At 72.4% G+C, this 25,815-nt stretch carries 20 protein-coding genes and 1 riboswitch; of the genes, 18 read left to right on the forward strand and 2 right to left on the reverse strand.

Annotation, left to right across the window (positions count from 1 at the left end):
- The first annotated feature begins 1 nt into the window (after nucleotide 1).
- The 16 genes from AB0F56_RS13790 (at nucleotide 2) to AB0F56_RS13865 (ending at nucleotide 18,032) form a co-directional block, all read left to right on the forward strand.
- On the forward strand, nucleotides 2–1,132 hold the full coding sequence (locus tag AB0F56_RS13790) for an LLM class flavin-dependent oxidoreductase (protein WP_362008140.1): 1,131 nt from the start codon (nucleotides 2–4) through the stop codon (nucleotides 1,130–1,132).
- A complete protein-coding gene (locus AB0F56_RS13795) occupies nucleotides 1,129–1,632 on the forward strand; it encodes a flavin reductase family protein (protein WP_362008142.1) in 504 nt (167 codons plus the stop codon). The genes AB0F56_RS13790 and AB0F56_RS13795 overlap by 4 nt, the downstream gene beginning before the upstream one ends.
- On the forward strand, nucleotides 1,629–2,564 hold the full coding sequence (locus AB0F56_RS13800) for an ABC transporter permease (protein WP_362008145.1): 936 nt from the start codon (nucleotides 1,629–1,631) through the stop codon (nucleotides 2,562–2,564). Before AB0F56_RS13795 ends, AB0F56_RS13800 begins: the two co-directional genes overlap by 4 nt.
- Before the next feature lie 14 nt (nucleotides 2,565–2,578).
- A complete protein-coding gene (locus AB0F56_RS13805; RefSeq protein ID WP_362008669.1) occupies nucleotides 2,579–3,328 on the forward strand; it encodes an ABC transporter ATP-binding protein in 750 nt (249 codons plus the stop codon).
- Nucleotides 3,325–4,677 carry an LLM class flavin-dependent oxidoreductase gene (locus AB0F56_RS13810; RefSeq protein ID WP_362008148.1) on the forward strand — a complete coding sequence of 451 codons (1,353 nt, stop codon included), beginning with the start codon at nucleotides 3,325–3,327 and terminating at the stop codon, nucleotides 4,675–4,677. The genes AB0F56_RS13805 and AB0F56_RS13810 overlap by 4 nt, the downstream gene beginning before the upstream one ends.
- 2 nt (nucleotides 4,678–4,679) lie before the next feature.
- A complete protein-coding gene (locus AB0F56_RS13815; RefSeq protein ID WP_362008672.1) occupies nucleotides 4,680–8,609 on the forward strand; it encodes an ABC transporter transmembrane domain-containing protein in 3,930 nt (1,309 codons plus the stop codon).
- Nucleotides 8,606–9,643 (forward strand): aldo/keto reductase, encoded by a 1,038-nt coding sequence (locus AB0F56_RS13820; protein WP_362008151.1) that lies wholly within the window; start codon nucleotides 8,606–8,608, stop codon nucleotides 9,641–9,643. Before AB0F56_RS13815 ends, AB0F56_RS13820 begins: the two co-directional genes overlap by 4 nt.
- Nucleotides 9,644–10,225: 582 nt before the next feature.
- Nucleotides 10,226–11,218 (forward strand): dihydroxyacetone kinase subunit DhaK, encoded by a 993-nt coding sequence (gene dhaK / locus AB0F56_RS13825; protein WP_362008154.1) that lies wholly within the window; start codon nucleotides 10,226–10,228, stop codon nucleotides 11,216–11,218.
- Between the two features lie 8 nt (nucleotides 11,219–11,226).
- Complete coding sequence (gene dhaL / locus AB0F56_RS13830) at nucleotides 11,227–11,841, forward strand: dihydroxyacetone kinase subunit DhaL (protein WP_362008157.1); 615 nt, start codon at nucleotides 11,227–11,229, stop codon at nucleotides 11,839–11,841.
- Nucleotides 11,838–12,242, forward strand: coding sequence for a PTS fructose transporter subunit IIA (locus tag AB0F56_RS13835; RefSeq protein WP_362008159.1), 405 nt, complete (start codon nucleotides 11,838–11,840; stop codon nucleotides 12,240–12,242). Before dhaL ends, AB0F56_RS13835 begins: the two co-directional genes overlap by 4 nt.
- Nucleotides 12,243–12,306: 64 nt before the next feature.
- Nucleotides 12,307–12,531: riboswitch (cobalamin riboswitch) on the forward strand.
- A 28-nt stretch (nucleotides 12,532–12,559) separates the two neighbouring features.
- The gene (locus tag AB0F56_RS13840; protein ID WP_362008162.1) at nucleotides 12,560–13,258 is read left to right on the forward strand and encodes an energy-coupling factor ABC transporter permease; all 699 of its coding nucleotides are present in this window, start codon (nucleotides 12,560–12,562) and stop codon (nucleotides 13,256–13,258) included.
- Nucleotides 13,258–13,620, forward strand: a complete 363-nt coding sequence (locus tag AB0F56_RS13845; protein ID WP_362008165.1) for an energy-coupling factor ABC transporter substrate-binding protein — start codon at nucleotides 13,258–13,260, stop codon at nucleotides 13,618–13,620. Before AB0F56_RS13840 ends, AB0F56_RS13845 begins: the two co-directional genes overlap by 1 nt.
- Before the next feature lie 9 nt (nucleotides 13,621–13,629).
- Entirely contained in the window at nucleotides 13,630–14,379 is a 750-nt protein-coding gene (gene cbiQ / locus AB0F56_RS13850) for a cobalt ECF transporter T component CbiQ (RefSeq protein WP_362008168.1), read from the forward strand.
- A complete protein-coding gene (locus tag AB0F56_RS13855) occupies nucleotides 14,376–15,224 on the forward strand; it encodes an ATP-binding cassette domain-containing protein (protein ID WP_362008171.1) in 849 nt (282 codons plus the stop codon). The genes cbiQ and AB0F56_RS13855 overlap by 4 nt, the downstream gene beginning before the upstream one ends.
- Nucleotides 15,225–15,432: 208 nt before the next feature.
- Nucleotides 15,433–17,466, forward strand: a complete 2,034-nt coding sequence (locus AB0F56_RS13860; RefSeq protein WP_362008174.1) for an NADPH-dependent 2,4-dienoyl-CoA reductase — start codon at nucleotides 15,433–15,435, stop codon at nucleotides 17,464–17,466.
- Between the two features lie 32 nt (nucleotides 17,467–17,498).
- Nucleotides 17,499–18,032 (forward strand): PadR family transcriptional regulator, encoded by a 534-nt coding sequence (locus tag AB0F56_RS13865; RefSeq protein ID WP_362008177.1) that lies wholly within the window; start codon nucleotides 17,499–17,501, stop codon nucleotides 18,030–18,032.
- Nucleotides 18,033–18,126: 94 nt separating this feature from the next.
- Here AB0F56_RS13865 and AB0F56_RS13870 read toward each other — a convergent pair whose 3' ends face one another.
- Nucleotides 18,127–21,519 (reverse strand): hypothetical protein, encoded by a 3,393-nt coding sequence (locus AB0F56_RS13870; protein WP_362008180.1) that lies wholly within the window; start codon nucleotides 21,517–21,519, stop codon nucleotides 18,127–18,129.
- A 562-nt stretch (nucleotides 21,520–22,081) separates the two neighbouring features.
- Here AB0F56_RS13870 and AB0F56_RS13875 point away from each other — a divergent pair.
- Together AB0F56_RS13875 and AB0F56_RS13880 are read left to right on the forward strand one after the other, a co-directional pair.
- The gene (locus AB0F56_RS13875; RefSeq protein ID WP_362008183.1) at nucleotides 22,082–22,612 is read left to right on the forward strand and encodes a hypothetical protein; all 531 of its coding nucleotides are present in this window, start codon (nucleotides 22,082–22,084) and stop codon (nucleotides 22,610–22,612) included.
- 81 nt (nucleotides 22,613–22,693) lie between these two features.
- On the forward strand, nucleotides 22,694–24,520 hold the full coding sequence (locus AB0F56_RS13880) for a trypsin-like serine protease (protein WP_362008186.1): 1,827 nt from the start codon (nucleotides 22,694–22,696) through the stop codon (nucleotides 24,518–24,520).
- Between the two features lie 25 nt (nucleotides 24,521–24,545).
- Here the strand turns inward: AB0F56_RS13880 and AB0F56_RS13885 are convergent, their stop codons facing one another.
- Complete coding sequence (locus tag AB0F56_RS13885; protein WP_362008189.1) at nucleotides 24,546–25,814, reverse strand: MAB_1171c family putative transporter; 1,269 nt, start codon at nucleotides 25,812–25,814, stop codon at nucleotides 24,546–24,548.
- Between the last annotated feature and the right edge of the window lies 1 nt (nucleotide 25,815).

The raw sequence follows: 25,815 nt of genomic DNA on the forward strand, positions 1-25,815 counted from the left end.
GATGGGCGAACACCTCTGGTACATCCCGAACACTGTCGAGCCCGGGCATCGCGGCGACGACACCGTCGAGGGCTGGGGCACGCTGGACCACTCCACCGAGCTGGCCCGCGCCGTCGAGGACCACGGCTGGGCCGGGGCGCTCCTCGGCACCGGCTGGGGCCGTCCGGACACCTTCACCGTCGCGGCCTCCCTCGCCGCCCGTACGACGACGTTCAAGCCGCTCATCGCCATCCGGCCCGGCTACTGGCACCCGGCGAACTTCGCCTCCGCCGCGGCCACCCTCGACCGGCTCAGCGAAGGCAGGGTCCTGGTCAACATCGTCAGCGGCCTCGACCACGCCGCGTCCTACGGCGACGGTGAGTTCGACCCCGGCCGCCGCTACGAGCGCACCCTGGAGTTCCTCCGGCTGGTGCGCCGCTTGTGGAACGACGAGGAGGTGACGTTCCGGGGAGAGTACTACCGGGTGGAGAACTCCACGGTCCGGCCGCGTCCCTGGCGCGCCGAGGAGGGCCGGCACCCACGGCTGTACTTCGGCGGCGCGAGCCCGGCCGCCGAGCGGGTCGCCGCGCAGGAGGCCGACGTCCAGCTGTTCTGGGGCGAGCCGCTGGACGGCGTGGCCGAACGCATCGACCGGCTGCGGACGCTGTCCGACAAGGTCGGGCGCAGCCACCGGCCGCTGGAGTTCGGGCTGCGCGTGACGACCCTCGTACGGGACACCACCGAAGACGCGTGGCGCGCGGCGGAGGAGAAGGTCGGCCGCATGGCGCGGCAGGTTCCGCGCGCCCGGGAGGCGTTCCGGCGCGGCACGGCCGCCGGCCAGCGACGGCTGCTCGACCTGGCGGACCGGGGCGACGTCCTGGACAGCTGCCTCTACACGGCCCCCGGCCGCTACGGAGGCGGCGGCGCCGGTACGACCTGGCTGGTCGGCTCCGCGCGGGAGGTCGCCGACGCGCTGCACCGGTACCGCGAGCTCGGCGTGACCCACTTCGTGCTGTCGGACACCCCGTACCGGCAGGAGATCGCCCGCGTCGGCGACGCCCTGCTCCCGCTCCTGACGGAGCCGGCCGCGCCCCCCGCCGGATCAGCCCTGCGGCGGCTGTCCGCCGCCCACTCCTCGGAGGCTCTCGCATGACCGCGGTCCTGCACGACACCACCTCCCTGCGTGCCGTGTACGGCGCGTTCCCCACCGGCGTCACGGCGATCGCCGCCCTGGTCGACGGCGAGCCGGTCGGGCTGGCCGCCAGCTCGTTCACGACCGTGTCCCTCGCGCCCCCGCTGGTCTCCGTCTGCATGGCGCACACCTCCGGCACCTGGCCGGTGCTGCGCCGCGCCGGCCGTCTGGGCGTCAGCGTGCTCGGCGCGGTCCAGGGGGCGCTGTGCCGGCGGCTCGCCGGTCCGGCCGGCGAGCGTTTCGCCGGGGCCTCGTGGCAGGCGGACGAGGACGGCGCGGTGCTGCTGAACGGCGCCGCCGCCTGGTTCACCAGCTCGGTCGACGACGAGATCCGGGCCGGTGACCACGACATCGTCGTCCTCCGCGTCCACGACCTGCGCCTCGACCGGGACGTGGACCCCCTCGTCTTCCACGCCAGTTCGTTCCGCTCCCTCCTCCCCCGACCTCAGGAGCCCCGATGAACCTCGATCTGACCTCCCGAACGGGCGGTGGCACGGCCACCGTGACCGCCGGGCCGGAGAAGGAGCCGCCGTCCTCGGCGCCCCCGGCCGCCACACCGCCGGCGGACGCGACGACACCGGGCACGGCGGCGGCCGCCGGTCTGGTGCCGGCGATCCAGCGCCGCCTCGGGCGCGGCAAGTCGATCCCGTTCGGCCGGCTCCTCGGCCCGCTGCTGCTCGTCCTCGCCTGGTGGGGCGCCTCGGCGGCCGGCTGGCTGGACCCGCGCAAGCTGTCGTCGCCCACCTCGGTCGTGACCTCCGCCCAGGAGCTGTGGGTGAGCGGGCGTCTGCAGGAGAGCGTGCAGGCCTCGCTGTCGCGTGCCCTGCTCGGTCTGCTCATCGGCGTCGCGGTCGGTCTGGTGCTCGCGCTGGCGTCCGGGCTCTCTCGCATCGGTGACGCGGTCGTGGACGGCACGCTGCAGGTCAAGCGCTCGATCCCCAACCTCGCGCTGCTTCCGCTGCTGATCCTGTGGCTGGGCATCGGCGAGACGATGAAGGTGGTCGTCATCGCGCTCGGTGTGACCGTCGGCATCTACATCAACACCCACGCCGCGCTGGTCTCCATCGACGCCCGCTACGTCGAACTCGCCGAGGCACAGCGGCTGTCACGCTGGCTGTTCCTGCGCAAGGTCGTGCTGCCGGCCGCGCTCCCGGGCTTCTTCACGGGGCTGCGGCTGGCGGTGACCGCGGCCTGGCTCGGTCTGATCGTGGTCGAGCAGATCAACGCCACGTCGGGCATCGGCTACATGATGTTCCAGGCCCAGCAGTACGCCCAGTCCGGGATCATCCTCGTCGGTCTGGTGCTGTACGGCACCTTCGGCTTCGCCTCCGACGCCCTTGTCCGCCTGGTGGAGGGGAGGGTGCTGTCGTGGCGACGTACGATCACCGCCTGAGCGACGGCGGCCCGATCGCCGAGACGGTGGACTCCGCCGCCGTCCGCGTCAACGGCCTCACCCGGTCCTTCGGTGACCGCCAGGTGCTCCGGAACGTCGATCTGACCCTCGCCCGCGGCGAGTTCACGGCGCTCCTCGGACGCAGCGGCTCGGGCAAGAGCACCCTGCTGCGCGCGGTGGCGGGACTGGACCACACCACCGTCGGCACGGGCGAGATCCTGGTGCCGCGGCGGGTCTCACTGGTCTTCCAGGACTCGCGGCTGCTGCCGTGGCTGAGGATCCTCGACAACGTGGTGCTCGGTCTGCCCGGCGACGACGCCAAGGAGCGCGGCCGTGCCGCCCTCGACGAGGTCAGCCTGGGCGGCCGGGCGTCGGCCTGGCCGCACGAGCTGTCCGGCGGCGAGCAGCAGCGGGCCGCGCTGGCCCGGTCGCTGGTGAGCGAGCCCGAACTGCTGCTCGCCGACGAGCCGTTCGGCTCCCTCGACGCACTGACCCGTATCCGGATGCACCGGCTGCTGCGCCGACTGTACGAGCGGCACCGGCCGGCCGTGCTGCTGGTGACCCACGACGTCGACGAGGCGGTGACCCTCGCCAACCGGGTGCTGGTCCTCGACGACGGCGACTTCGTCCTGGACCTGCGCATCGACCTGCCGGCCGAACGCGACCCGGGCGACCCGCTGTTCCAGCGGCACCGCACCACCCTGCTGGGCGCGCTGGGCGCCCTCCCCGACGACCGTACGAAGGACACGAGGGAACCGTCATGAGCAAGCGCGCCGAGAAGCTCCATCTGAACGCCTTCCTGATGGGCGTCGGCCACCACGAGGCCGCCTGGCGGCTGCCGGAGTCGGACCCGTACGCCTCCTGGGACGTCGAGCACTACCGCAACCTCGCCCGGATCGCCGAACGGGGCAGACTGGACTCGCTGTTCCTCGCCGACAGCCCGGGCCTGATGGGCGATCCCGCCCGCCGGCCCGGCGGGCGGCTTGAACCGACGGTGCTGCTGACGGCGCTCGCCGGGGTGACCGAGCACATCGGTCTGATCGCGACCGCCTCGACGTCGTACAACGAGCCGTACAACCTGGCCCGCCGGTTCGCCTCCCTCGACCACGTGTCCGGCGGGCGGGCCGGATGGAACATCGTCACGACCGCAGGAGCGGACGCGGCCCGCAACTTCGGCCTGGACGACACACCCCTGCACAAGGAGCGGTACGAGCGCGCCGACGAGTTCCTCGAGGTGTCCACCAGGCTGTGGGACAGCTGGACGGACGACGCGATCGTGGCCGACAAGGACACCGGCGTCCACGCCGACTCCGCGAAGGTCCGCGGGATCGATCACGCCGGGCGGTTCTTCCGGGTCGCCGGACCGCTGAACGTGCCCCGCTCGCCGCAGGGTCACCCGCTGCTCGTGCAGGCCGGTTCGTCGGAGGACGGCAAGGCGTTCGCCGCGCGGTGGGCGGAGGCGGTCTTCACCGCGCAGCAGACCCTCGAAGAGGCACAGGCGTTCTACGTCGACCTGAAGAAGCGGGCCGTGGCGCACGGCCGCGATCCCGGGGCCATCAAGATCCTGCCCGGGATCGTGCCGGTCATCGGTGACAGCGAGGCGGAGGCGGAGGAGCTGGACCGCGAGCTGGACCGGCTGATCAGCCCGGAGTTCGCCAAGCGGCAGCTCGCCCGGCTGTTCCGCATCGACCCGGACGCGCTGGACCTGGACGGACCGCTGCCGGACGACCTGCCGTCCGAGGACGAGATCGAAGGGTCCAAGAGCCGGTACACGCTGATCGTGGAGCTGGCCCGGAGGGAGCGACTGACTGTACGTCAGCTGATCGGCCGGCTCGGCGGCGGCCGGGGGCACCGCACGTTCACCGGCACGCCGGTGCAGGTGGCCGACGCCATCGAGGAGTGGTTCGACGGTGACGCCGCGGACGGGTTCAACATCATGCCGCCGGTCCTGCCGTCCGGTCTGGAGGCCTTCGTCGACAAGGTGGTGCCGATCCTCCAGGAGCGCGGCAGGTTCCGCACCGAGTACACCGGCAGCACGCTGCGCGACCACTACGGACTGCCCCGCCCCGCGGACTCGCTCGCGACCCCGCAGGCCCTCGGGGCGTCCGCGTGACGATCGCACCTTGTCGCACCCCGGACCGTACGTCCCCGGCGCCACCCGGGCCGGTCGGCGCGGGCTGGGTGCGCCGGCTGGTCCGGTACTGCCTGGCCCACCGCTCCGACCTGGCCTGGGCGTACGGCGCCGCGCTCGTCGCCGCGGTGGCCACGGCCGTACTGCCGCTGGTCCTGCGCCATGTCGTGGACGGGGTGGCGTCACCCTCGGCCGCGCTGACCCCCTGGGTGGTGCTGCTACTCGGTCTCGGCGCGCTGCGATTCGGGGCGAGCTTCCTGCGCCGGTACTGCTCCGGCCGGGTGTCCCTCGGAGTGCAGTACGCGCTGCGCAACGACACCTTCGCCGCGCTGCTGCGGCTCGGCGGCCGCCAGCAGGACGAGCTGCACACCGGCCAGGTCGTCAGCCGGGCCGTCTCCGACGTGACGCTCGTCCAGATGCTGCTGCAGTTCCTGCCGAACATGTTCGGCAACGCGCTGATGTTCGCCCTGTCGGTGGCGCTGATGTTCACGCTGACGCCGCTGTTGACCCTGGTCGCCCTCGTCGTCGGCCCGGTGCTGTGGCTGATCGCGTACCGCAGCCGCCGCCACCTGTTCCCCGCCAACTGGCACGCGCAGCAGGAGGCGGCCGAGGTCGCGTCGACCGTGGAGGCGGCGGTCGCGGGCGTCCGCGTGGTCAAGGGGTTCGGACAGGAGGAGCGTGAACTGGCGGAGCTGGAGCGGCGGTCGCGCGGGCTGTTCTTCTCGCGGTTCCGGGTCGCCCGGCTCACCAGCAGGTACAACCCGGCGCTACAGGCCGTGCCGGCCCTCGGGCAGGTCGCCGTGCTCGCGCTGGGCGGCTGGCTGGCGCTGCACGGCAGCATCTCCCTGGGCACCTTCGTCGCGTTCAACGCCTATCTCGGCTCGTTCGTGACGCCCGTACGCCAGGTGGCCATGCTGCTCACCGTCTGGCCGCAGGCACGCGCCGGGGTGGAGCGGGTCCTCGACATCGTCGACACGGCTCCCGAGATCACCGACGCCCCGGACGCCGTCGCCGTGCCGGACGGGGCGCCGGCCCTGGAGTGGGACGGTGTGGTGTTCGGCCATGACGCCACGGCCGCCCCGTTGCTCGACGGGTTCACCCTGAGGGTGGAACCCGGGGAGACGCTGGCCCTGGTCGGCGTGGCCGGGTCGGGCAAGTCCACGGCGGCGGCGCTGCTGCCCCGGTTCTTCGACCCGGCCGCCGGGACGGTACGGGTCGGCGGCGTCGACGTCCGCGGACTGCGGCTCGCCGAACTGCGTGCCCGGATCGGCTTCGTCTTCGAGGAGCCGCATCTGCTGTCCGGCACCATCGCGGCGAACATCGCCTACGGGCGTCCCGACGCCGGGTCGGCGGAGATCCGCCGCGCGGCGCGGCTGGCGCAGGCCGACGCGTTCGTCAGCGCCCTGCCGGACGGCTACGACACCGTGATCGGCGAGCAGGGCCTCACCCTGTCCGGCGGGCAGCGCCAGCGCATCGCCCTGGCCCGGGCGATCCTGCCCGACCCTGCCGTCCTGGTGCTGGACGACGCGACCTCCGCCATCGACGCCCAGGTCGAGGCGGCCATCCACGCCGGTCTGCAGCAAGTGGCGCGGCAGCGCACCACGTTGGTCATCGCCCACCGGGCGTCCACCCTCGAACTGGCCGACCGGGTCGCCGTCCTGGACCGCGGCCGGGTCGTCGACATCGGCACGCCCGACGAACTCCGGGAGCGCAGCGCGCTGTACCGGTCGCTGCTGTCTCCCGATGAGCAGCCCGGCGAACTCGGCGTGGACGAGGCGTCGGCCGCAGAGCCGCCGCGGCCGCGCGGTGTCACCGAGGAGCTGTGGCGCCCCGCCCCGGACGCCCCGTCGGCCGGCCCGGACGTCGGGGCGCGGGTCGCCGCCGTCTACGCGCAGGCCGCCGCGACATCCGGGCCGGGCCGCGCGGGGCCGGGCGGAGGGCTGCTCGGTGGGGCCCCGGCCGGCGAGGAACTCCGGGAGCGACTGGCGGCGTTGCCGCGCGTGGACGTGGATCCGAAGGTCTCGCCCGAGCAGGCCCGCGCCTGGGACCCGGACTTCGGACTGCGCACGCTCGTACGGCCCTTCCGGCTGCCGCTGCTCGGCGGTCTCGCGCTGGTCGGCGCGGACGCACTCGCGCAGCTCGCCGTACCGGTCCTGGTGCGGCACGGCGTCGACGGCGGCGTCAGCCGGTCCGCACCGGCGGTGCTGCTGGCGACCTCGGCCGTCGCGGCGGTGGTCGTGCTGCTCGGCTGGCTGGTGAACGTCGCCCAGGTGCGGGTGACCGGCCGCACCGGCGAGCGTCTGCTGCACACGCTGCGGGTGCGGACGTATGCCCAGTTGCAGCGGCTCGGTCTGGACTACTACGAGCGCGAGCAGGGCGGCCGGATCATGACCCGGATGACCACGGACGTGGACGCGCTGTCGGCGTTCCTGCAGACGGGTCTGGTGACCTTCGTGGTCTCCCTGCTGACGATGCTCGGTGTGCTCGTCGCCCTGCTCGTCATCGACGCGGAGCTCGCCGTCACCCTGCTCCTCGCCCTGCCGGTCCTCGTCGCCGCCACGGCGGTGTTCCGGGCGCGATCGCTGCCCGCCTACCTCGACGCGCGGGAGCGGGTCAGCGCGGTCAACGCCTCCCTCCAGGAGAACGTGCCCCTGATCCGGGTCACCCAGGCCTTCGGCCGCGAGGCGCGCAACGCCCGCGACTTCGCCCGTCTGGCCTGGGCGTTCCGCGACTCCAGGCTGCGGGCGCAGCGGCTGATGGCGACGTTCTTCCCGTTCGTCGAGTTCCTCAGCACCGCGGCGACCGCCATGGTCCTGGTGATCGGCGCCGGGCAGGTGCGTGACGGCCGGCTCACCGCCGGTGCCCTGATCGCGTTCCTGCTCTACGTCGAGTTGTTCTTCTCGCCGATCCAGCAGCTGTCCCAGGCGTTCGACGGCTACCAGCAGGCGGTCGTGGGCCTCGGCCGGCTGCGCACGCTGATGCGCGAGCCGGTCGGCACACCGGTCGCCGAGCGCCCGGTGCCGGTGCGCGAGCTGCGCGGCGAGATCGAGTTCGACCGGGTGTCGTTCGGCTACCGGGACGGCGGGCGTGAGGTACTCCACGAGGTCAGCCTGCGGGTCGCCGCCGGGGAGACGGTGGCCCTGGTCGGGACGACCGGCGCGGGCAAGTCGACGATCGTCAAGCTCGTCGCCCGCTTCTACGACCCGACCGCCGGGACCGTACGGATCGACGGCACCGACCTGCGCGCCCTGGATCCGGCGGGGTACCGGCGCCGGCTCGGGGTCGTCCCGCAGGAGACGTACCTGCTGGGCACGACCGTGCGGGACGCGATCGCTTACGGCCGTCCCGACGCCACCGACGCGGAGGTGGAGGCCGCGGCGCGGGCGGTCGGCGCGCACGCGATGGTGGCCGGGCTGCCGCACGGCTATCTGACCGCGGTCGGTGAGCGCGGCCGGGGCCTGTCCGCGGGCCAGCGGCAGCTGCTGGCGCTGGCCCGGGCCGAACTCGTCGACCCGGACGTCCTGTTGCTCGACGAGGCCACCGCCTCGCTCGACCTGGCCGGCGAACGCCGGGTGGCCGCGGCGACAGCGGCGCTCACCCGGCGGCGCACCACGCTCGTCGTGGCCCACCGGCTGACCACCGCCGCCCGCGCGGACCGGGTGATCGTGCTGCGGGACGGCACGGTCGCCGAGGCCGGCACCCCTCACGAACTGCTCGCGGCGCACGGCCCGTACCGAAGGCTTTGGGACGCGTTCCGCGCCGCCGGCGGGGCGGCGAGCGTCGACCGGATCGCGGCATCCGGGACGACACCCGGACGAGGGCCCGCCTCCACGGCCCCGGCAGCCCCCACACCCATTCCCACAGCCGCCCCCACACCCATCCCGGCGGCTGTCCCCACGGAAGGAACGTCATGACCATCCCGTACCGGCCCTTCGGCCGCACCGGCGTGCAGGTGAGCGCCCTCGCCCTCGGCGCGATGAACTTCGGCGCCCGGGGCAACCCGGACCACGAGGACGGGGTCCGCGTCATCCACCGCGCCCTGGACGCCGGGATCAACATCGTCGACACGGCGGACGTGTACTCCCAGGGCGAGTCGGAGGTGATCGTCGGCAAGGCCCTCGCCGATCGCCGGGACGACGTCTTCCTGGCCACCAAGTTCCACGGCCGCATGGGAGACGACGTCAACCGGTTCGGCAACTCGCGCCGGTGGATCCACCGTGCCGTCGAGGACAGCCTGCGGCGTCTCGGCACCGACCACATCGACCTCTACCAGGTGCACCGGCCGGAGGAGGACACGGACTTCGACGAGACGCTCGGCGCACTGACCGATCTGGTCCGCCAGGGCAAGGTCCGCTACCTCGGCACGTCCACGTTCCCTCCGTCGTCGATCGTCGAGGGGCAGTGGATCGCGGAGAGGCGGGGCCGTGAGCGGGTGGTGGCCGAGCAGCCGCCGTACTCGATCCTGGCGCGCGGCGTGGAGGCAGAGGTGCTGCCGGTGGCCCAGCGGTACGGCTTGGCGGTGATCCCCTGGAGCCCGCTGGCCGGCGGCTGGCTGACCGGCCGCTACCGGGCGGGCGGGCCGCAGCCCGAGTCGAGCCGGGCGGCCCGCCAGCCGGGCCGCTTCGAGATCGGCGGTGCGGAGAACGCGGCCAAGCTGGAGGCGGTCGAGTCGCTCGCGATCCTGGCCGAGCAGTCGGGCCTCACCCTGATCGAACTGGCCCTCGGCTTCGTCCTCGCCCACCCGGCGGTCACCGCCCCGATCATCGGCCCGCGCACCCTGGAGCAGCTGGAGTCCCAGCTCAGCGCGGCCGACAGGCCTCTGCCGGCGGACGTCCTGGACGAGATCGACAAGATCGTTCCCCCGGGCACCACCCTGTCGTCCCAGGACGCGGGCTACGCCCCGCCGTCCCTGCGCGAGCCGACGATCCGCCGCCGTCCCCTCGGCTGACGGGGACGGATCAGGGCGGGCCCGGCCCGCCGAGGGCCCAGCGAAGCCGATCCGGGGGCCGTGGCGATCACCGCGGCCCCGGGAGCGATGAACCATGCACAGGCGCTGCGCAGAGGGCGGAGGGTCGGCAAGCGGAGACAGGGCTGCGACGCATGCTGACCATTTGCTGACCCGAGGGGCCCATATCATGCCCCTGACCTGCACAGACGTCCAAATGCTAGATCTTGGACTTGAAGATCGCCTCATCGCCCCCACCTGCACGAGAGTCATTCCGTCCGGGTTGCCCCCGCCATCGGCAGGCGCCGCCCCCTTCCCACCATGCCACTGAACGCCGACACCCCCGGCCACGTCCACACCCGTGTCCGTGCACGATCGGGCGTCGATAATTTCGCCATGCTGCGCACATGCAAAACGCGTCCACCCGACCCCCGGCTGATTTATCGTCAGGAAAGTCAGCATCAGTACCGCTCAGGGCCGCCCCTCCAGGCCATGAACCGACAAGATCCACAACTCACCTCACCTGCCCTGACCTGCAAAGACCCTACCCAGCAGCGTGCCTGCTAGTCTCACCAGGAGGTATCCGTGAGGATGCTGATCAACGTCCCTGAGACCGTCGTCTCCGATGCGCTGCGGGGTATGGCCGCCGCGCATCCTGAGCTCCGTGTCGATGTGGAGAACCGGGTCGTGCTGCGGCGGGACGCGCCCGTCGACGGGAAGGTGGGGCTGGTTTCCGGGGGTGGGTCCGGGCATGAGCCGTTGCATGGGGGGTTTGTGGGGCCCGGGATGTTGGCGGCCGCGTGTCCTGGGGAGGTGTTCACCTCGCCCGTGCCCGATCAGATGGTGCGGGCCGCCGCCGCGGTCGACAGTGGAGCCGGGGTGTTGTTCGTCGTCAAGAACTACACCGGCGACGTCCTCAACTTCGACATGGCCGCCGAGCTCGCCGAGGACGAGGGCATCCAGATCGCGAAGGTGCTCGTCGACGACGACGTGGCCGTGACCGACAGTCTGTACACCGCCGGGCGGCGCGGCACCGGGGCGACGCTCTTCGTGGAGAAGATCGCCGGGGCCGCCACCGAGGAGGGGGCGCCTCTGGAGCGGGTCGAGGCGATCGCGCGGCGGGTGAACGAGCGGTCGCGGAGTTTCGGCGTGGCCTTGAGTGCCTGCACTACTCCCGCGAAGGGCAGTCCCACCTTTGAACTGCCTGAGGGGGAGCTGGAGTTGGGCATCGGGATTCATGGCGAGCCCGGGCGGGAGCGGCGCGCGATGATGACCTCGCGCGAGATCGCCGACTTCGCCGTCGACGCCGTACTGGAGGACCTGCGGCCGTCCGGTCCCGTCCTCGCCCTGGTGAACGGGATGGGGGCCACGCCGCTGCTCGAACTGTACGGGTTCAACGCCGAGGTGCAGCGCGTCCTTGCCGAGCGCGGGGTGCCCATCGCCCGCACGCTCGTCGGGAACTACGTGACCTCGCTCGACATGGCCGGCTGCTCCGTGACCCTCTGCGAGGCCGACGAGGAGCTGCTGCGGCTCTGGGACGCGCCCGTGCAGACGGCCGCCCTGCGGTGGGGTCGGTGAGGGCGGAAATGGACACGCTCGAACAGTTCGATGCCGAATTCTTCCGGCGGTGGCTGGGCGCCGCCGCTGCCGCCGTCCACCGGGAGGCCGATCGGCTCACCGAGCTCGACTCGGCGATCGGGGACGCGGACCACGGTGCCAATCTGAAGCGGGGTTTCGCCGCCGTCACGGAGGTGCTGGACAAGGAGCCGCCCGCCACGCCGGGGGCCGTACTCGTCCTCGCCGGGCGGCAGTTGATCTCCACCGTGGGCGGGGCGTCCGGGCCGCTGTACGGGACGCTCCTGCGCCGCACCGGCAAGGCACTCGGCGAGGCCGGCACGGTGACGCGGCAGGACCTTGCGGCGGCGCTGGCCACCGGGGTCGCCGCCGTCGGTCAACTCGGCGGGGCCCAGGTCGGCGACAAAACGATGCTGGACGCGCTCGTGCCCGCCGCCGAGGCGCTCGGCACCTCCTTCGCCGCCGCCCGGGACGCGGCCGAGGCCGGCGCCCTCGCGACCGTACCCCTGCGGGCGCGCAAGGGCCGGGCGAGCTATCTGGGTGAGCGGTCGGTCGGGCATCAGGACCCCGGGGCAACGTCGTCGGCGCTGCTGATCGCCGCGCTCGCGGAGGTGGCCGCCGCATGACCGGTCAGGTGGGCATCGTGCTGGTCTCGCACAGCGCGGCCGTGGCCGACTCCGTCGCCGCCCTGGCCCGGGGGCTCGCGGGCGGCGCGGCGACCGCGCCGGTCGCCGCCGCCGGAGGCACCCCCGACGGCGGGCTCGGCACCAGCTCCGAGCGGATCGTCGAGGCGGCGCGGGCGGTCGACGAGGGTGCCGGCGTGGCCCTCCTCGTCGACCTCGGCAGCGCCGTCCTGACCGTCAAGGCGCTCCTCGCCGAAGGGGACGAGCTGCCTGAGGGGGCACGTCTCGTGGACGCGCCCTTCGTCGAAGGTGCCGTCGCCGCGCTCGTCACCGCGAGCGCGGGCGGAGACCTGGACGCGGTGACGGCCGCGGCGGCTGAGGCGTACACCTACCGGAAGGAGTGAGCGAGGGGCACGAGGGGGTGAGGGGGCGCGCGCGAGATCCGTCGCACACCGTCCGGGGGCGTACCCGTGTTGTGATGTACCTGGTCAACCCACTAATGTCACAGCGCCTTGGTGTACGGGAAACCGGTGCGGTACCGGTGCGGCCCTCGCCACTGTGATCGGGAAGTCCGGCTCCATCCCTCCGGGGAAGCCACTGGACCACTGCGGGAGACCGCGGCGGTGTGGGAAGGCGGAGCCGCGGCGGCATGACCCGTCAGCCAGGAGACCGGCCAAGGTGCGTTGTCCATCCACGAGGTGCTGGAGAGGGTCTCCCAACCATGCATATAGCCGAGGGGTATCTACCCCCGTTGCACGCGGCCGCCTGGGGCGTCGCGTCCGCTCCCTTCGTCGTCCACGGCGTCCGCGCGCTGACCCGTGAGGTCAAGGCCAACCCCGAGTCCACTCTGCTGCTCGGCGCGTCCGGCGCGTTCACGTTCGTCCTGTCCGCGCTCAAGATCCCGTCGGTCACGGGCAGTTGCTCGCACCCGACCGGCACGGGCCTGGGCGCCATCCTGTTCCGTCCGCCGGTGATGGCGGTCCTGGGCACGATCACCCTGTTGTTCCAGGCGCTGCTGCTCGCGCACGGCGGGCTCACCACGCTCGGCGCCAACGTGTTCTCGATGGCGATCGTCGGGCCATGGGCCGGATTCGGTACGTACTGGCTGCTGCGCCGGTTCGACGTCCCGCTCATGGTGAGCGTGTTCTTCGGCGCGTTCGTCGCGGACCTGTCGACGTACTGCGTGACCAGCGTCCAGCTCGCGCTGGCCTTCCCCGACCCGGGCAGCGGTGTGGTCGGGGCGCTCGCCAAGTTCGGTTCCATCTTCGCGGTCACGCAGCTGCCGCTCGCCGTCAGCGAGGGTCTGCTCACGGTCCTCGTGATGCGGCTGCTCACGCAGTCCAGCAAGGCGGACCTGACCCGGCTCGGGGTCCTGCTCCCGTCCCGGAAGAAGAACGAGAACGCGGAGGCGAGCGCCTGATGAGCCGGAACGCGAAGATCAACTCCCTGCTCCTGCTCGTCGTCGCGGCCCTTGCGGTGCTCCCGCTGGTCCTGGGCCTCGGCGACCACAAGGAGGAGCCGTTCGCGGGCGCGGACGGCGAGGCGGAGGCGGCGATCACGGAGATCGCTCCCGACTACGAGCCGTGGTTCAGCCCGCTCTACGAGCCCCCCTCCGGCGAGATCGAGTCGGCGCTGTTCTCCCTTCAGGCCGCGCTCGGCGCCGGTGTGCTGGCGTACTACTTCGGCGTGCACCGGGGCCGTAAGCAGGGCGAGGCCCGCGCCGAGGCGAAGGCGCTGCGGTCGGGGGCGGCGTCCGGCTCGGCAGCGTCCGGCGACGCGTAACCGCCGCCGGTGCTGCCGATCGACGCGGCGGCGCACAGCAGTCGCTGGCGCCGCCGTCACCCGTGCGAGAAAGCCGTCCTCGGCTTCGGCCTGACACTGTGCGCGGTCTGTCTGCCGCCGTGGCCGGGTGCCGTCCTGGTCGCGGCGGCCACCCTCGCCGTCCTCCTCGGCCCCGCGGGGGTGCCGGGGCGTCAGCTGTGGCGCGCGTTCCGCATCCCGTTGGGCTTCTGCGTGACGGGGGCGATCCCGCTCCTGTTCGAGGTGGGCGGGGCGCGGGGGCTCGTCGTGTTCGCGCACGACGGTCCGGTCCGCGCCGGTGAGCTGCTGCTGCGGACCTCGTCGGCGTCTCTGGGCGTCCTGCTGTTCGCCTTCACGACGCCCGTCTCGGACCTGCTGCCCCGGCTTGTACGGGCCGGGGTGCCGGCGCCCGTGGTGGACGTGGCGCTGGTGATGTACCGGATCAGCTTTCTCCTTTTGGATTCCATATCCAAGATCCGACAGGCGCAGGCGGCCCGCCTCGGGCTGACGACCCGGGCGGCGACCTGGCGTTCGCTCGCCGGGCTCGGCGCGACGGCGTTCGTCCGCGCCTTCGACCGGGCGCAGCGGCTGCAGACCGGGCTCGCCGGACGCGGCTACGACGGGACGCTGCGCGTCCTGGTGCCCGAGGCCGCGGTCTCGGGCCGCTTCCTCGCCTCGACGGCCGGCCTGCTCACCGGGCTCGTCGCCCTCACTCTCGTACTGGAAAGGTCCCTGCCGTGAGCCCCGCACCCCCTGTCGTGGAACTGGTGAAGGCCACGTTCGCCTACGAGGACGGCCCGGTCGTCCTCGACGGCGTCGACTTCGCCGTGCCGGAGGGCCGGGCGCTCGCGCTGCTCGGCCGCAACGGCGGCGGCAAGACGACGCTGCTGCGGCTCCTGAGCGGCGGCCTGCGCTGCGGCGGCGGGGCGCTCCGGCTCGACGGTACGGAGGTGTCGTACGACCGGAAGGGGCTGACGCGGCTGCGGACGACCGTGCAGCTGGTGGTCCAGGACCCGGACGACCAGCTCTTCGCGGCCTCGGTCGGGCAGGACGTGTCGTTCGGGCCGATGAACCTGGGGCTTCCGGAGGAGGAGGTACGGCTCCGGGTGCGCGAGGCCCTGGAGGCGCTGGACATCGCCGCCCTTGAGGACCGGCCGACGCATCTGCTCTCGTACGGGCAGCGGAAGCGGGCGGCGATCGCGGGCGCCGTGGCGATGCGCCCCCGGGTCCTCATCATGGACGAGCCGACCGCCGGGCTCGATCCGCACGGGCAGGAGCGGCTCCTGGAGGTGCTCGGCCGGCTGCGCGACGCCGGTACGACGCTGGTGATGGCGACCCACGACGTCGACCTGGCGCTGCGCTGGGCCGACGAGGCCGCGGTCCTCACCCCGGAGGGCCTGCGGACGGGCCCCATCGAGACGCTGCTCGCCGACGACGCGCTCCTGGACGCGGCCCGCCTGCGCCGCCCATGGGGCATGGCGGTCACCCGCCTCCTCCGCGCCCACGGCCTGCTCGCCCCGGACGCGCCCGGTCCGCGCACGGCGGAGGAGCTCGCGGTGTGGGCGGGGACGGCGGTGACCGAGTAGCGCGGATACCGGCCGGTACGCGGATACCGAGGAGGGCGGATGCCGAGTGGAGCGGATACCGGGGAGAGCTCCGAATGCCCCGGTCATCGCGCAGGGCGGTTACCGAGTAGTAGCGCAGATCACGTGACCAGCCTTCTGCAACTAGTTGCATAACAGGGTCGGGGTCGCCTACAACAAGGGTGACCACCCTGCGCGAGGAGGCGCCCCCATGAACGCGACCCCGACCCCGACCCCGTACCCGCATCTGCTGAGCCCGCTCGACCTCGGGTTCACCACCCTGCCCAACCGGGTGCTCATGGGTTCCATGCACGTCGGTCTCGAAGAGACCGAGAACGGGTTCGCGCGCATGGCCGCCTTCTACGCCGAGCGCGCCCGCGGTGGCGTCGGGCTCATCGTGACCGGTGGCATCGCGCCCAACGAGGCCGGCCGGCCGTGGGACGGCGGCGCCAAGCTGACCACCGACGAGGAGGTCGCCGAGCACCGGCTCATCACCGACGCCGTGCACGCCGAGGGCGGGCGGATCGCGATGCAGATCCTGCACTTCGGCCGGTACGCGTACCACCCCGGGCTCGTCGCGCCGAGCGCGATCCAGGCGCCGATCAGCCCCTTCGTACCCAACGAGCTGACCGACGCCGAGGTCGAGCGGACGGTCGAGGACTACGCCCGCTGCGCCGAGCTCGCCAAGGAGGCCGGGTACGACGGTGTCGAGGTCATGGGCTCCGAGGGTTACCTCATCAACGAGTTCATCGCCTCCGCCACCAACCAGCGCACCGACCGCTGGGGCGGCAGCTACGCGAACCGGGTGCGCTTCCCGCTGGAGATCGTCCGCCGGATCCGCGAGCAGGTCGGCGAGGAATTCATCGTCATCTACCGGCTCTCGATGCTGGACCTGGTCCCGGGCGGTTCGACGCTGGAGGAGGTCGTCTCCCTCGCCAAGGAGATCGAGGCCGCCGGCGCGACCATCATCAACACCGGCATCGGCTGGCACGAGGCCCGGATCCCGACCATCGCGACCTCCGTCCCGCGCGGCGCGTACACCTGGGTCACCCAGAAGCTGATGGGCTCGGTGAGCATCCCGCTCGTCACCAGCAACCGCATCAACACCCCCGAGGTCGCCGAGCGGATCCTCGCCGAGGGCCGCGCCGACATCGTCTCCATGGCCCGCCCCTTCCTGGCCGACCCCGACTTCGTCGCCAAGGCCGCCGCGGACCGCTCCGACACCATCAACACCTGCATCGGCTGCAACCAGGCCTGCCTGGACCACACCTTCAGCCTGAAGATCACCTCCTGTCTGGTGAACCCGCGCGCCTGCCACGAGACCGAACTAGTCCTCTCCCCCACCCGGCTCGCCAAGCGGATCGCCGTCGTCGGCGCGGGCCCGGCCGGTCTCGCCTTCTCCGTCTCCGCCGCCGAACGCGGCCACTCCGTCACCCTGTTCGACGCGGCGGACGAGATCGGCGGCCAGCTGAACATCGCCAAGCGCGTACCGGGCAAGGAGGAGTTCGACGAGACGCTCCGCTACTACCGCGTCCAGCTGGACGCGCGCGGGGTCGAGGTCCGGCTGAACACCCCAGTCTCGGCCGGTGACTTGAACGGGTACGACGAGATCGTCGTCGCGACCGGCGTCACGCCGCGCACCCCGGAGATCGAGGGCGTCGACCACCCGAGCGTAGTCAGCTACCTCGACGTCCTGCGCGACGGCGCGCCCGTCGGCGAGCGCGTCGCGATCCTGGGCGCGGGCGGCATCGGCTTCGACGTCGCCGAGTACCTCACGGACGGCGGCGAGGGCGCGAGCCAGGACCCCGAGACGTACTTCAAGCAGTGGGGTGTCGACACCTCGTACGAGGGCCGGGGCGGGCTGCGCGCCCCCGAGCGGCCACGGCCGCCGCGCCAGGTCCACCTGCTCCAGCGCAAGACCTCCAAGGTCGGCGCCGGTCTCGGCAAGACGACCGGCTGGATCCACCGCGCGGAGATGAAGCACCGGGGCGTCACGATGGTCGCGGGCGTGGCGTACGAGCGGATCGACGACGAGGGCCTGCACCTCACCGTCGACGGCGAGCCGCAGGTCGTCCCGGTCGACACCGTGGTCCTGTGCACCGGCCAGGAGCCGCGCCGCGGTCTCTACGAGGAGCTGGTCGCCGCGGGCCGTACGCCGCACCTCATCGGCGGGGCGGACGTGGCCGCCGAACTGGACGCCAAGCGCGCGATCGACCAGGGCACGCGGCTCGCCGCCACCCTGTGATCGCGCCGACGGCCCGAACCTAGGATGCGTGCATGTCCCTCCCGCACGCGATCCTCACGGCGCTGCTCGAGAAGCCGTCCTCGGGCCTCGAACTGACGCGCCGCTTCGACCGCTCGATCGGCTACTTCTGGTCCGCCACGCACCAGCAGATCTACCGCGAACTGGGCAAGCTGGAGCAGGCGGGGCACATCCGCGCCCTGCCCGCTCCGGTGCCGGCGCGCGGCCAGAAGAAGGAGTACGAAGTGCTGGCCGCGGGTCGCACGGAGCTGGCCGTCTGGGTGGCCCGCACCGAGGACCCGAAGCCGCTGCGCTCCGCCCTTCTGCTGCGGATGCGGGCGGCGGCGGTGGTCGGGGCACCGGGCATGCGCGAGGAGTTGCGCCGCCATCTCGATCTGCACCAGCGGCAGTTGGACGAGTACCGGGCGATCGAGGTACGGGACTTCCCGCCCGCGCGCCGCGAGACCGAACCGGACCGGCTGCGCCATCTCGTCCTGCGGGGCGGGATCGACCTGGAGCGCTTCTGGGTGGAGTGGCTGACGCAGGCGCTCGCGGAGCTGGAGGGCTGAGCACGTCAGGGTGCTCCGGACGCCGCGTTCGCGAGAAGGCGCCTGAACAGGCTCGTGCCTGCCAGGCGCCTTCCCTTGCGTCCGGGCGGACGCGTCAGTGCTTCTTCTTCTTTCCGCTCAGCCAGCTGACGATCGGCGACACCGCCTCCTGCGCGACCGAGGACAGCTCCTGGAGGGCGTGCGCGCCCTTCTTCGCCGCGTGGGCGCCGGTGCTGATCCACCGGGACTGGCCCAGGAAGAGGGCGCTCAGGCCCGCGATCGCGGCCTGCTTCTTGAACTCCTTGCTGTTCCAGCCGTAGCCGACCCCGTAGAACACCGCGCTGGTCGCGTCGAGGATCGCCGCACCGACCCCGATCCCGAAGCCTGCCGCGATGATGACGGCGCCGGCGGGAGGGAAGAACAGGCCGACGCCGATGCCGACGAGCCCCACCCCGACGCCCGCGAACCCGGCAACGACGGCGGCCTGGTGGGTGTAGTTGGCCCACCACTTCGCGCTGCCCGGCTCCGGTCCGCTCTTGACGGTGTCGTAGTCGGCGACGTCGCACTGGTTCTTGCCGGACTGCTTGGCCGCCTGCGCCTCTTCGGCCGCCAGCCTGGCCTTCGCAGCGGCCTCGGCCCGGAACTTCTCCCCCTCGATGCGGCGGGCATCGCTGGCGGCGGCGGCCGCGGTGTCCCGGTTCTGGTTGGCCTGCCACTCCGCCGCGCGGGCGTTGGCGGCGGAGGCCTGCGCGGAGTTGGCGGAGGCGATGGCACTGCGCGCCGATTCCATGGCACGCGTGGCCGAGAAGTTGGCCGAACGTGCGGCGATACGGGCGTTGGCGGCCGCGCTCAGCGCCTGGTCCGCGGACTGCCGCGCGTTCGCGGCCGACGTCTCCGCGTCCTTCGCCAGGTTGTTCGCCTGCTGCGCGGATTCGGCGGCCTTCTCGGCCGACAGCCGCGCCTTCTCCGCCCACTGCACGGCCTCGGCGGCCGCCTTGCGGGCGTACGCAGCCGCCTCCTGGGCGCGGCCGGCGTCCTCCTGCGCCTTGTGGGCGATCTTCGCGGCCGCCGCGATCGCGCCCTGCATGGCGGCGATGTGGGTGTCGGAGTCGTAGTCGAGCTGTGCGGACTCGTACTGCATCGACGCGATGAAGGTGCGGCGCATCCACGCCGGGCCCTCCATCGCGACCTGGGCGTGCGCCTTGGTGTACCGGCCTCCGGTCTGGAGGAGGGCCGCGGTCGCCACCGCGTCGTCCTGCCGCAGCGCCTTCTCCAGGCCGACGGTGAGGAACTCGTAGAGCGCCTGCGGGGTTCCGGCGTTCAGGGCCGCGTTGGCCGCGTCCGTCACCGCACGGCCGGGCTTCTCGGCCAGCACACGGTTGACCGCGACGCGGTTGTCCATGGCGGCGGCCTGGACGGCGCCGGAGCCGAGGAACTTCGCCACGGCGTCCGCTGCCGTGCTCTCCAGCGCCGCGGTCGCGGCGAAGGCGACGTCCGGGTTGGAGGTCCGCGCGATGAAGAGGGCGTTCTCGCGGTCGTCCTGGCGCTGGGCGATCTGCCGGTCGACCTCGATCCAGGCGTGGATCTCGGACTCGGTGCCGGCCAGGGCGAACCGTGCCGCCTCCAGGGACCAGGCGCCCTTGGCCTCCATCATGGCGAGCGCGGCCTGGCGGCCGAGGGTGGTGGCGCCCGTGGCGTCCCCCGCCGCGAGGGCCGACTCGGCCCGGGCGATGAGGTCCTTCGTGGCCTGGGCGGTCTGCTCCGCCTGGGTCCGCTTCCGTTCGATCTCGGCCCGCTCCCTGGCCTCGATCTCCCCGAGCAGACGCACTTCCTCGAGCGCCCGCTGCGTGTCCTCGTCCAGCCGCTGCCACTCGGCCTCGCGCGCGGCCTTCTCCACCTCGACCGCCTTGAGGACGGCCTCGGTCGCCGTGTTCGCCGCCAGTGTGGCCTCGTTGGCGAACTCGGTGGACTTGTTGGCGTACTCCACCGCCTGACCCGCGTACTGCGCGGCCCAGTCGGCGGCGACGGCGGCCTTCTCCGCATGGTCGGCCGCGCTGTTGGCGGCGTCGCGCGCGGCGCGGGCGGCGGCCGCTGCCGCCTTGGCCAGGGCCTGTGCGGTACCCGCCGCGTTGGTGGCGATCGTGGCGTTGGCGCTGGCGATCTGTGCCTGGCGCTTGGCCTCGGCGGCCTCCGCCTGCGCCGCTCCGGAAGCCGCGGCGGCCGCCGACGAGGCGTTCGCGGCCGCGGTGGCGTTGCGCGCCGCGGAGGCGGCGGCGGCACCGGCGCCGGCCGATGCCTCCGAGGCGGAGGCGGCGTGGGTGGCGGCCTCCGCCGCGCTGCGGGCCCGGGCCGCGGCGTTGCGGGCGGCGACGGCCGCGTCCTTGGCGAGGCCCGACTGGGTCGCGTCCTTGGAGGCGGCGATGGCGGCTCGGTACGCCTGGGCGGCCGCGGAGCCCGCGGTCGCCGCCGCCTGGCTCGCGGCCGCGGCGGCGTACGAGGCGCGGCGGGAGGCCTGGACGGCGGCGTGGGAGGCGTTGATCGCGACGCGGGCGGAGTCGGCGGCGCCCTTCGCGGCCTCGCCGGCCTTGCGGGCCGCCTTGCCGGCCTTCGCCACGTCGTCCTGGGCGGCCTGGGCCTCGGCGGCGGCCTTCTCCGCGGCCTCCTTGGCCTTCTCCGCCGCTGCCACGGCACGGGCGGATGCCTCTTCGGCCTCCTTCGTCTTCGCGTCGGCCTTCTTGCCCTCGCGTTCGACGACGGCGACGAGTTCCTCGATGGTCGCGCGCTCCTGGTCGCGGGCGCGGGCGATGTGCTGGCCGGTCTCGAGGAACCACTCGACGTCGCCCTCGGTGCCGGACAGGGCCCGGTCGGCGTACTTCTGCACCTCCGGCCCCGCCTGCACCAGCATCTTGGAGACTTCGACGCGCATGTCCTGGAGCCGCGCGGTGTACTGACCCTGGCTCAGGAATGCCTCGAGCGCCGCCTGGGAGCCGTCGTTCAGGGCCGTGTTGCCGGCCCGGTTCACGCCCTTGCCGCCCTGGCCCATCACGGTGGCCGTGGCCACCCGGAGGTCTTCCAGGATGCCGGCCCTGAAGCCGCCCGCGAGGTACGCGGAGATGGCGGCGTTGCCGCCGTTGATCGCGGCGGTGGCCTCGCGTCGCGTGCCCTTTCCGCCGACGGCGAGGCCGCTCATCAGGGCGACGCGGTTGTCCTCCGCCGTCTCGAGGGCGAGCCTGACGTCGAGGAAGTTCCGCACATCGGCGTCGGAGCCGGTCAGCGCGGCCGCCGCGGCGGCCCGGACGGCTCTGCCGCCGAGAATCCACTCTCTGACGACCTTCGCCCGCTCGGTGTCGGGCAGCAGGAACGGGTCGCCGTCGTCGTCGCCGCCGGCCGGCGGTGTGTCGGCCCAGGCGGCAACGGGGTTGAGCACGAGGCTCGACGTGGTGACGACGGCCGTGGTGGCGGCGATCGCGCCGAGAACGCGCCGCCTACTCCAATAGGTGGTGTCCAAAACGATCCTTCGCTTTCGACGCCTGGCACGCCGCAAAGCAGTGCGGTCCGAGCCAGGACAGCAAGAATGAGGCGCGCTATTGTCCGCCGGCACATGACTGGCGTGACGAGGTCCGGCGGCGCGCGGCATGACCATACGCGGCCCGATCGAAGTTAGCCAGACGGTAGTTGATGAGAAATCAACTTCCGTTTATCCCCTGCGGCTTGAATTGTGGCCCTGGTGGCGCGAACGCGATGCCCAAATCGGTTGTGACCCCCACAGTCTGCATCTTTTCGTCGCACTAACTCGACCCAAGGCCGTGATGCAGGTCACTTGAGGAGGGCGCTCCGCTCCCCCCATCCCCGCTCCCACCCGGGCACGGAAGGTATTGACGGAGTGTCACTCCCGTTTTTCGGGGCTTGATTTACGCGCCATTCCATCGGTTAGTATCCGGGGCGAAGTTGGGGGCTTCCACGAAGAGACGACCCGTCTTTGACGCATCTCTCATTGGCTGGACACAAGCCTTCACGCCTTTTGGCACACCTCTTCCGGATCACACCCGGAACCGACTACTGGGACAGAGATGAAGGCACGCAGGACACTTGTCCGCACAGTGGCCACGGCACTGGTCGCCGGCGCCCTGGCATGGGTGGGGATCACCGGCGGCTCCGGCGCCGGCTCCTCCGACGCGAACGCCACGGACGCCGTGGCGATGAAGGCCGTCGCCGAGGAGGAACCGGGCTACGCCGTCGAGGACTTCGGCTACCCCAACGCCGACAAGATCCTCGCCGAGAGGAAGATCACCCTCAAGCGCGGGGACGGCCACATCCTCCTCGCCGACTGCGGCAGCGCCCCCGACCTGATGGAGGTCTGGACGCGCCAGGACGAGGAGCGGTTCTGCTTCAAGATCACCGGAAACCAGGGCTATCTGGCCCTGGAGCTCCCGGCCGTCTTCTCGATCAAGGGCAACAACTACTCGGCCGAGGTCGACATGACCGTCGGCACCGAGGAGAAGTCCTTCGACATCAAGAAGAACACGTGGACCCCGGTCGGCGAGAGCGTCGACCCGCAGGCCCGCGACTTCATGCTCATGGAGATCCGCGCCAGCAAGTAGGCACCCCCGCACGGGAGTCGGCCCCGGCCGGCGCCCCGCGCATGCCCTCCACGCTCCCAGCCCTTGCTTCCAGGAAGTGAAATGAAGCGTCCGAACCCCGCAAGACCCTCCCTCGGAGTCGCCCTCGGCGCGGCTCTCCTCGCCGCCCCGCTCACGCTCACGGGCCTCACCGCCGGCACGGCGCAGGCCGCCGCGGGCACGCCCGCGGCGGCCGGCTCGCTCACCCACACCGTTCAGCTCTCGGTGGGCGAGTGGCCCGAGAACCGGGGCTGTTCCGCCACCCTGGTGGACGAGCTCTGGCTGGCCACCGCCGCCAGCTGTTTCGCCGAGCGCCCCGGTGAGGCGGTGCCCGCCGGCAAGCCCGCACGCAAGACCACCGCCACCCTGAGCAGCGGCACGGTCCTCACCGTCACCGAACTGGCGCCGCGCACGGACCGCGACCTGGTCCTCGCCCGCCTGAACCGCCCGGCCAAGGGTGTCACGCCGGTCAAGCTCGCCTCGGCCGCCCCCACGGTCGGCGCCCAGGTCTCGGCGGCCGGCTTCGGCCGCACCAAGACCGAGTGGGTACCGGACAAGATCCACAAGGCCGGCTTCACCGTCAGGAGCACGACCGCCGCGGACCTGGCGCTCGACTCCACCAACGGCACCGACGTGCTGTGCAAGGGCGACACCGGCGGCCCGGTCCTCGACGGAGCCGGCAACCTGCTCGGCATCAACAGCCGCTCCTGGCAGGGTGGTTGCTTCGGCGCGCCCAGCACCGAGACCCGCACCGGTGCCATCGCGGCCCGCACCGACGGCCTCGCCTCCTGGATCGAGACCGTCAAGCAGAGCCCCTTCATCCTCAGGGCGGGGGACACGCTGCAGCCCGGCGAGACGGTCTCGTCCCAGCACGCCAAACTCATCATGCAGACCAACGGCGACCTGGTCCTGTACCACCGCACCGGCGGCGAGAACGAGGGCGGCGCCCTGTGGATCTCCGGCACCGGCGGCAACCCGGGTGCCTTCGCCAAGATGCAGGCCGACGGCAACTTCGTCGTCTACAAGAAGGACGGCAAGGAGACCGACCCGTCCACCGCGCTGTGGCGCTCCGGTACGCACAACAACGCCGGTGCCCGCGTGGAGCTGCAGTCCGACGCCAATCTCGTCGTCTACACCAAGGACGGCGGCTGGGGACGGGGCGGCCACCTGTGGCACTCCGACACCTACCCTCGCGGTGACAAGCTCGCCTCCGGCGCGAAGCTGATGCCCGGTAGCTGGCTCACCAACGGCCAGACCGTGCTGATGATGGACATCCAGGGCAACGCCCTCGTCCGCGACGCGGTCACCGGCCGCGAGCTCTGGGGCAAGTACACCTGGAACTGGCGCTCGTACCTGCACATGCAGGACGACGGCAACCTGGTCCTCTACAAGGCCGACGGCGGCCAGGGCAAGGGCGGAAACCTCTGGGCCACCCAGACCTGGAACGGCGCCGGCGCGTACACCTCCCTCGACGGCAACTCCCTCGTCGTCCACGCGAGCGACGGCGGCATCCGCTGGGTCAACTCCACGCTGATCGGCGCGCAGTCCGGCCGCTGCCTGGACTGGAACGGCGCCACCGGCGCGATGATCTGGGACTGCTGGGGCGGTGAGAACCAGCGCTGGGACGCCACGCCGGCCAAGGAGTTGCGCGTCGGCGGCGACAAGTGCCTGACCGCCGACAAGGGCGCGAACCAGGGGGCCCGCGTCTCGGTCACGCCGTGCGACGGCACCGACGAGCAGAAGTGGAACGTCAACGCCGACTCCACCATCACCGCCGTGCTCAACCCCGGCCAGTGCATGAACGTCTGGGGCCAGGCCACGGCCAACGGCTCCGGGCTCGGCCTGTGGCAGTGCAACGGCGGCGCCAACACCAAGTGGGCCCGTCCCTGACCTTCCGACGAGGGGGTGGGCCGCGCTACGGCCCACCCCCGACGGGGGACACGGAGGATGCCTCCGTATCCGGGGTTACGGGGGTACCCACGGATGCGGAGGGAGCGGGGGACACGGCAGGCACCGCGGACATCGCGCGGGAGACGCCCACCAGGAGGTCGCGGTACTCGGCTTCGGCGGCGCGCAGCGCCCGGGCCGCCGCCGCGGCCTCCTCCTTGTCGGCGGGTTCGCCGAGGGCGCGGGCGGCGGCCGCCGCCTTGAACATGGTGGCCAAGGCGGTCGCGACGCTCTCGGCCTCGGTCGCCCCGCCGGCGCGGGCCCGGGCGCAGGCGTCGGCGCGCACCTCCTGCGAGCAGTACGCCAGCAGCTCCAGCGTCCGGTCGTGGATGTCGGTCATGCGGTCCGTGAGGCGCCGGCCGGGGCCCGCGTACCACGGAGTGGTGAGCCGCACCCTGGTCCGACGATCGGCGGGGCATCTGACGGCGCGCCACAGCGGGCCGAGGGCCCGGAGGGTCCTCAGGGGTCCGATCACCCGCTCCGCGAGCCAGGGTCCGACGACCGGGATCAAGAAACCGAGGGCCACGAGGAGGGATCCGAGGGCGGCGAAGGACACGCCCACGCGGTTGATCGGTGTGCCGTCGCGGCCTTGCCAGACGACGACGATCGCGACGAAATTCGCCACCCCGTACGTGAGGTTGGTCAGGAACCCGGCACCGAGGAAGCTCAGCCCGAGGCGCAGCGAGGCGCCCGTCACCGTCCGCCATTCGCGGCCGCCCCAGTGGATGTCCCGCGCCCAGTTCCAGCACGTGGCGGCCGCCAGGACGGCCGTCGTCGTGCTCGTGATGAGGCAGAGCAGCATCATCTCGCGGATGAAGGGCGTGGTGGCGTAGTAGGTCTCGAAGGCCCGCGTCCGTTCCACCGGTGCGTCGCCCAGGGCGAAGAGGCCGACGAGAAGAATCGCGACGACGACATGGCTCGCTATGTAGATCCGGACCCTGCGGTGGGTGCAGGGCTTCGACCGCGTGTCCTCCCGCCAGTTCTCCAGAAGGACCAGGCAGGCACACGCGTACGCGCAGAGCAGGCAGTAGACGAGCACCACGGAGAAGTTGCTGACGCCGGTCATCTCGTTGACGGCCACGATCGTGGGCGGTGCGGAGAAGAAGAACGCCGCGGCCTGAAGGAAGATCGTGGTGTTGGCGCTGCGGACGACAGGGTTGCGCCACTGCTTCACCAGGGAGGGAAACTTGACGACCAGGACGAGGGCGAGTGCCGCGACGGGGATGTAGAGGTTCACG

The organism is Streptomyces sp. NPDC026092 (assembly GCF_040638605.1).
Classification (GTDB): domain Bacteria; phylum Actinomycetota; class Actinomycetes; order Streptomycetales; family Streptomycetaceae; genus Streptomyces.

Bases quoted from the DNA above. Each gene is read 5' to 3' on its own strand.
- AB0F56_RS13790 (WP_362008140.1), top strand. From the start codon at position 2: ATGGGCGAACACCTCTGGTACATCCCGAACACTGTCGAGCCCGGGCAT.
- AB0F56_RS13795 (WP_362008142.1), top strand. From the start codon at position 1,129: ATGACCGCGGTCCTGCACGACACCACCTCCCTGCGTGCCGTGTACGGC.
- AB0F56_RS13800 (WP_362008145.1), top strand. From the start codon at position 1,629: ATGAACCTCGATCTGACCTCCCGAACGGGCGGTGGCACGGCCACCGTG.
- AB0F56_RS13810 (WP_362008148.1), top strand. From the start codon at position 3,325: ATGAGCAAGCGCGCCGAGAAGCTCCATCTGAACGCCTTCCTGATGGGC.
- AB0F56_RS13820 (WP_362008151.1), top strand. From the start codon at position 8,606: ATGACCATCCCGTACCGGCCCTTCGGCCGCACCGGCGTGCAGGTGAGC.
- dhaL (WP_362008157.1), top strand. From the start codon at position 11,227: ATGGACACGCTCGAACAGTTCGATGCCGAATTCTTCCGGCGGTGGCTG.
- AB0F56_RS13835 (WP_362008159.1), top strand. From the start codon at position 11,838: ATGACCGGTCAGGTGGGCATCGTGCTGGTCTCGCACAGCGCGGCCGTG.
- AB0F56_RS13840 (WP_362008162.1), top strand. From the start codon at position 12,560: ATGCATATAGCCGAGGGGTATCTACCCCCGTTGCACGCGGCCGCCTGG.
- AB0F56_RS13845 (WP_362008165.1), top strand. From the start codon at position 13,258: ATGAGCCGGAACGCGAAGATCAACTCCCTGCTCCTGCTCGTCGTCGCG.
- AB0F56_RS13860 (WP_362008174.1), top strand. From the start codon at position 15,433: ATGAACGCGACCCCGACCCCGACCCCGTACCCGCATCTGCTGAGCCCG.
- AB0F56_RS13865 (WP_362008177.1), top strand. From the start codon at position 17,499: ATGTCCCTCCCGCACGCGATCCTCACGGCGCTGCTCGAGAAGCCGTCC.
- AB0F56_RS13875 (WP_362008183.1), top strand. From the start codon at position 22,082: ATGAAGGCACGCAGGACACTTGTCCGCACAGTGGCCACGGCACTGGTC.
- AB0F56_RS13880 (WP_362008186.1), top strand. From the start codon at position 22,694: ATGAAGCGTCCGAACCCCGCAAGACCCTCCCTCGGAGTCGCCCTCGGC.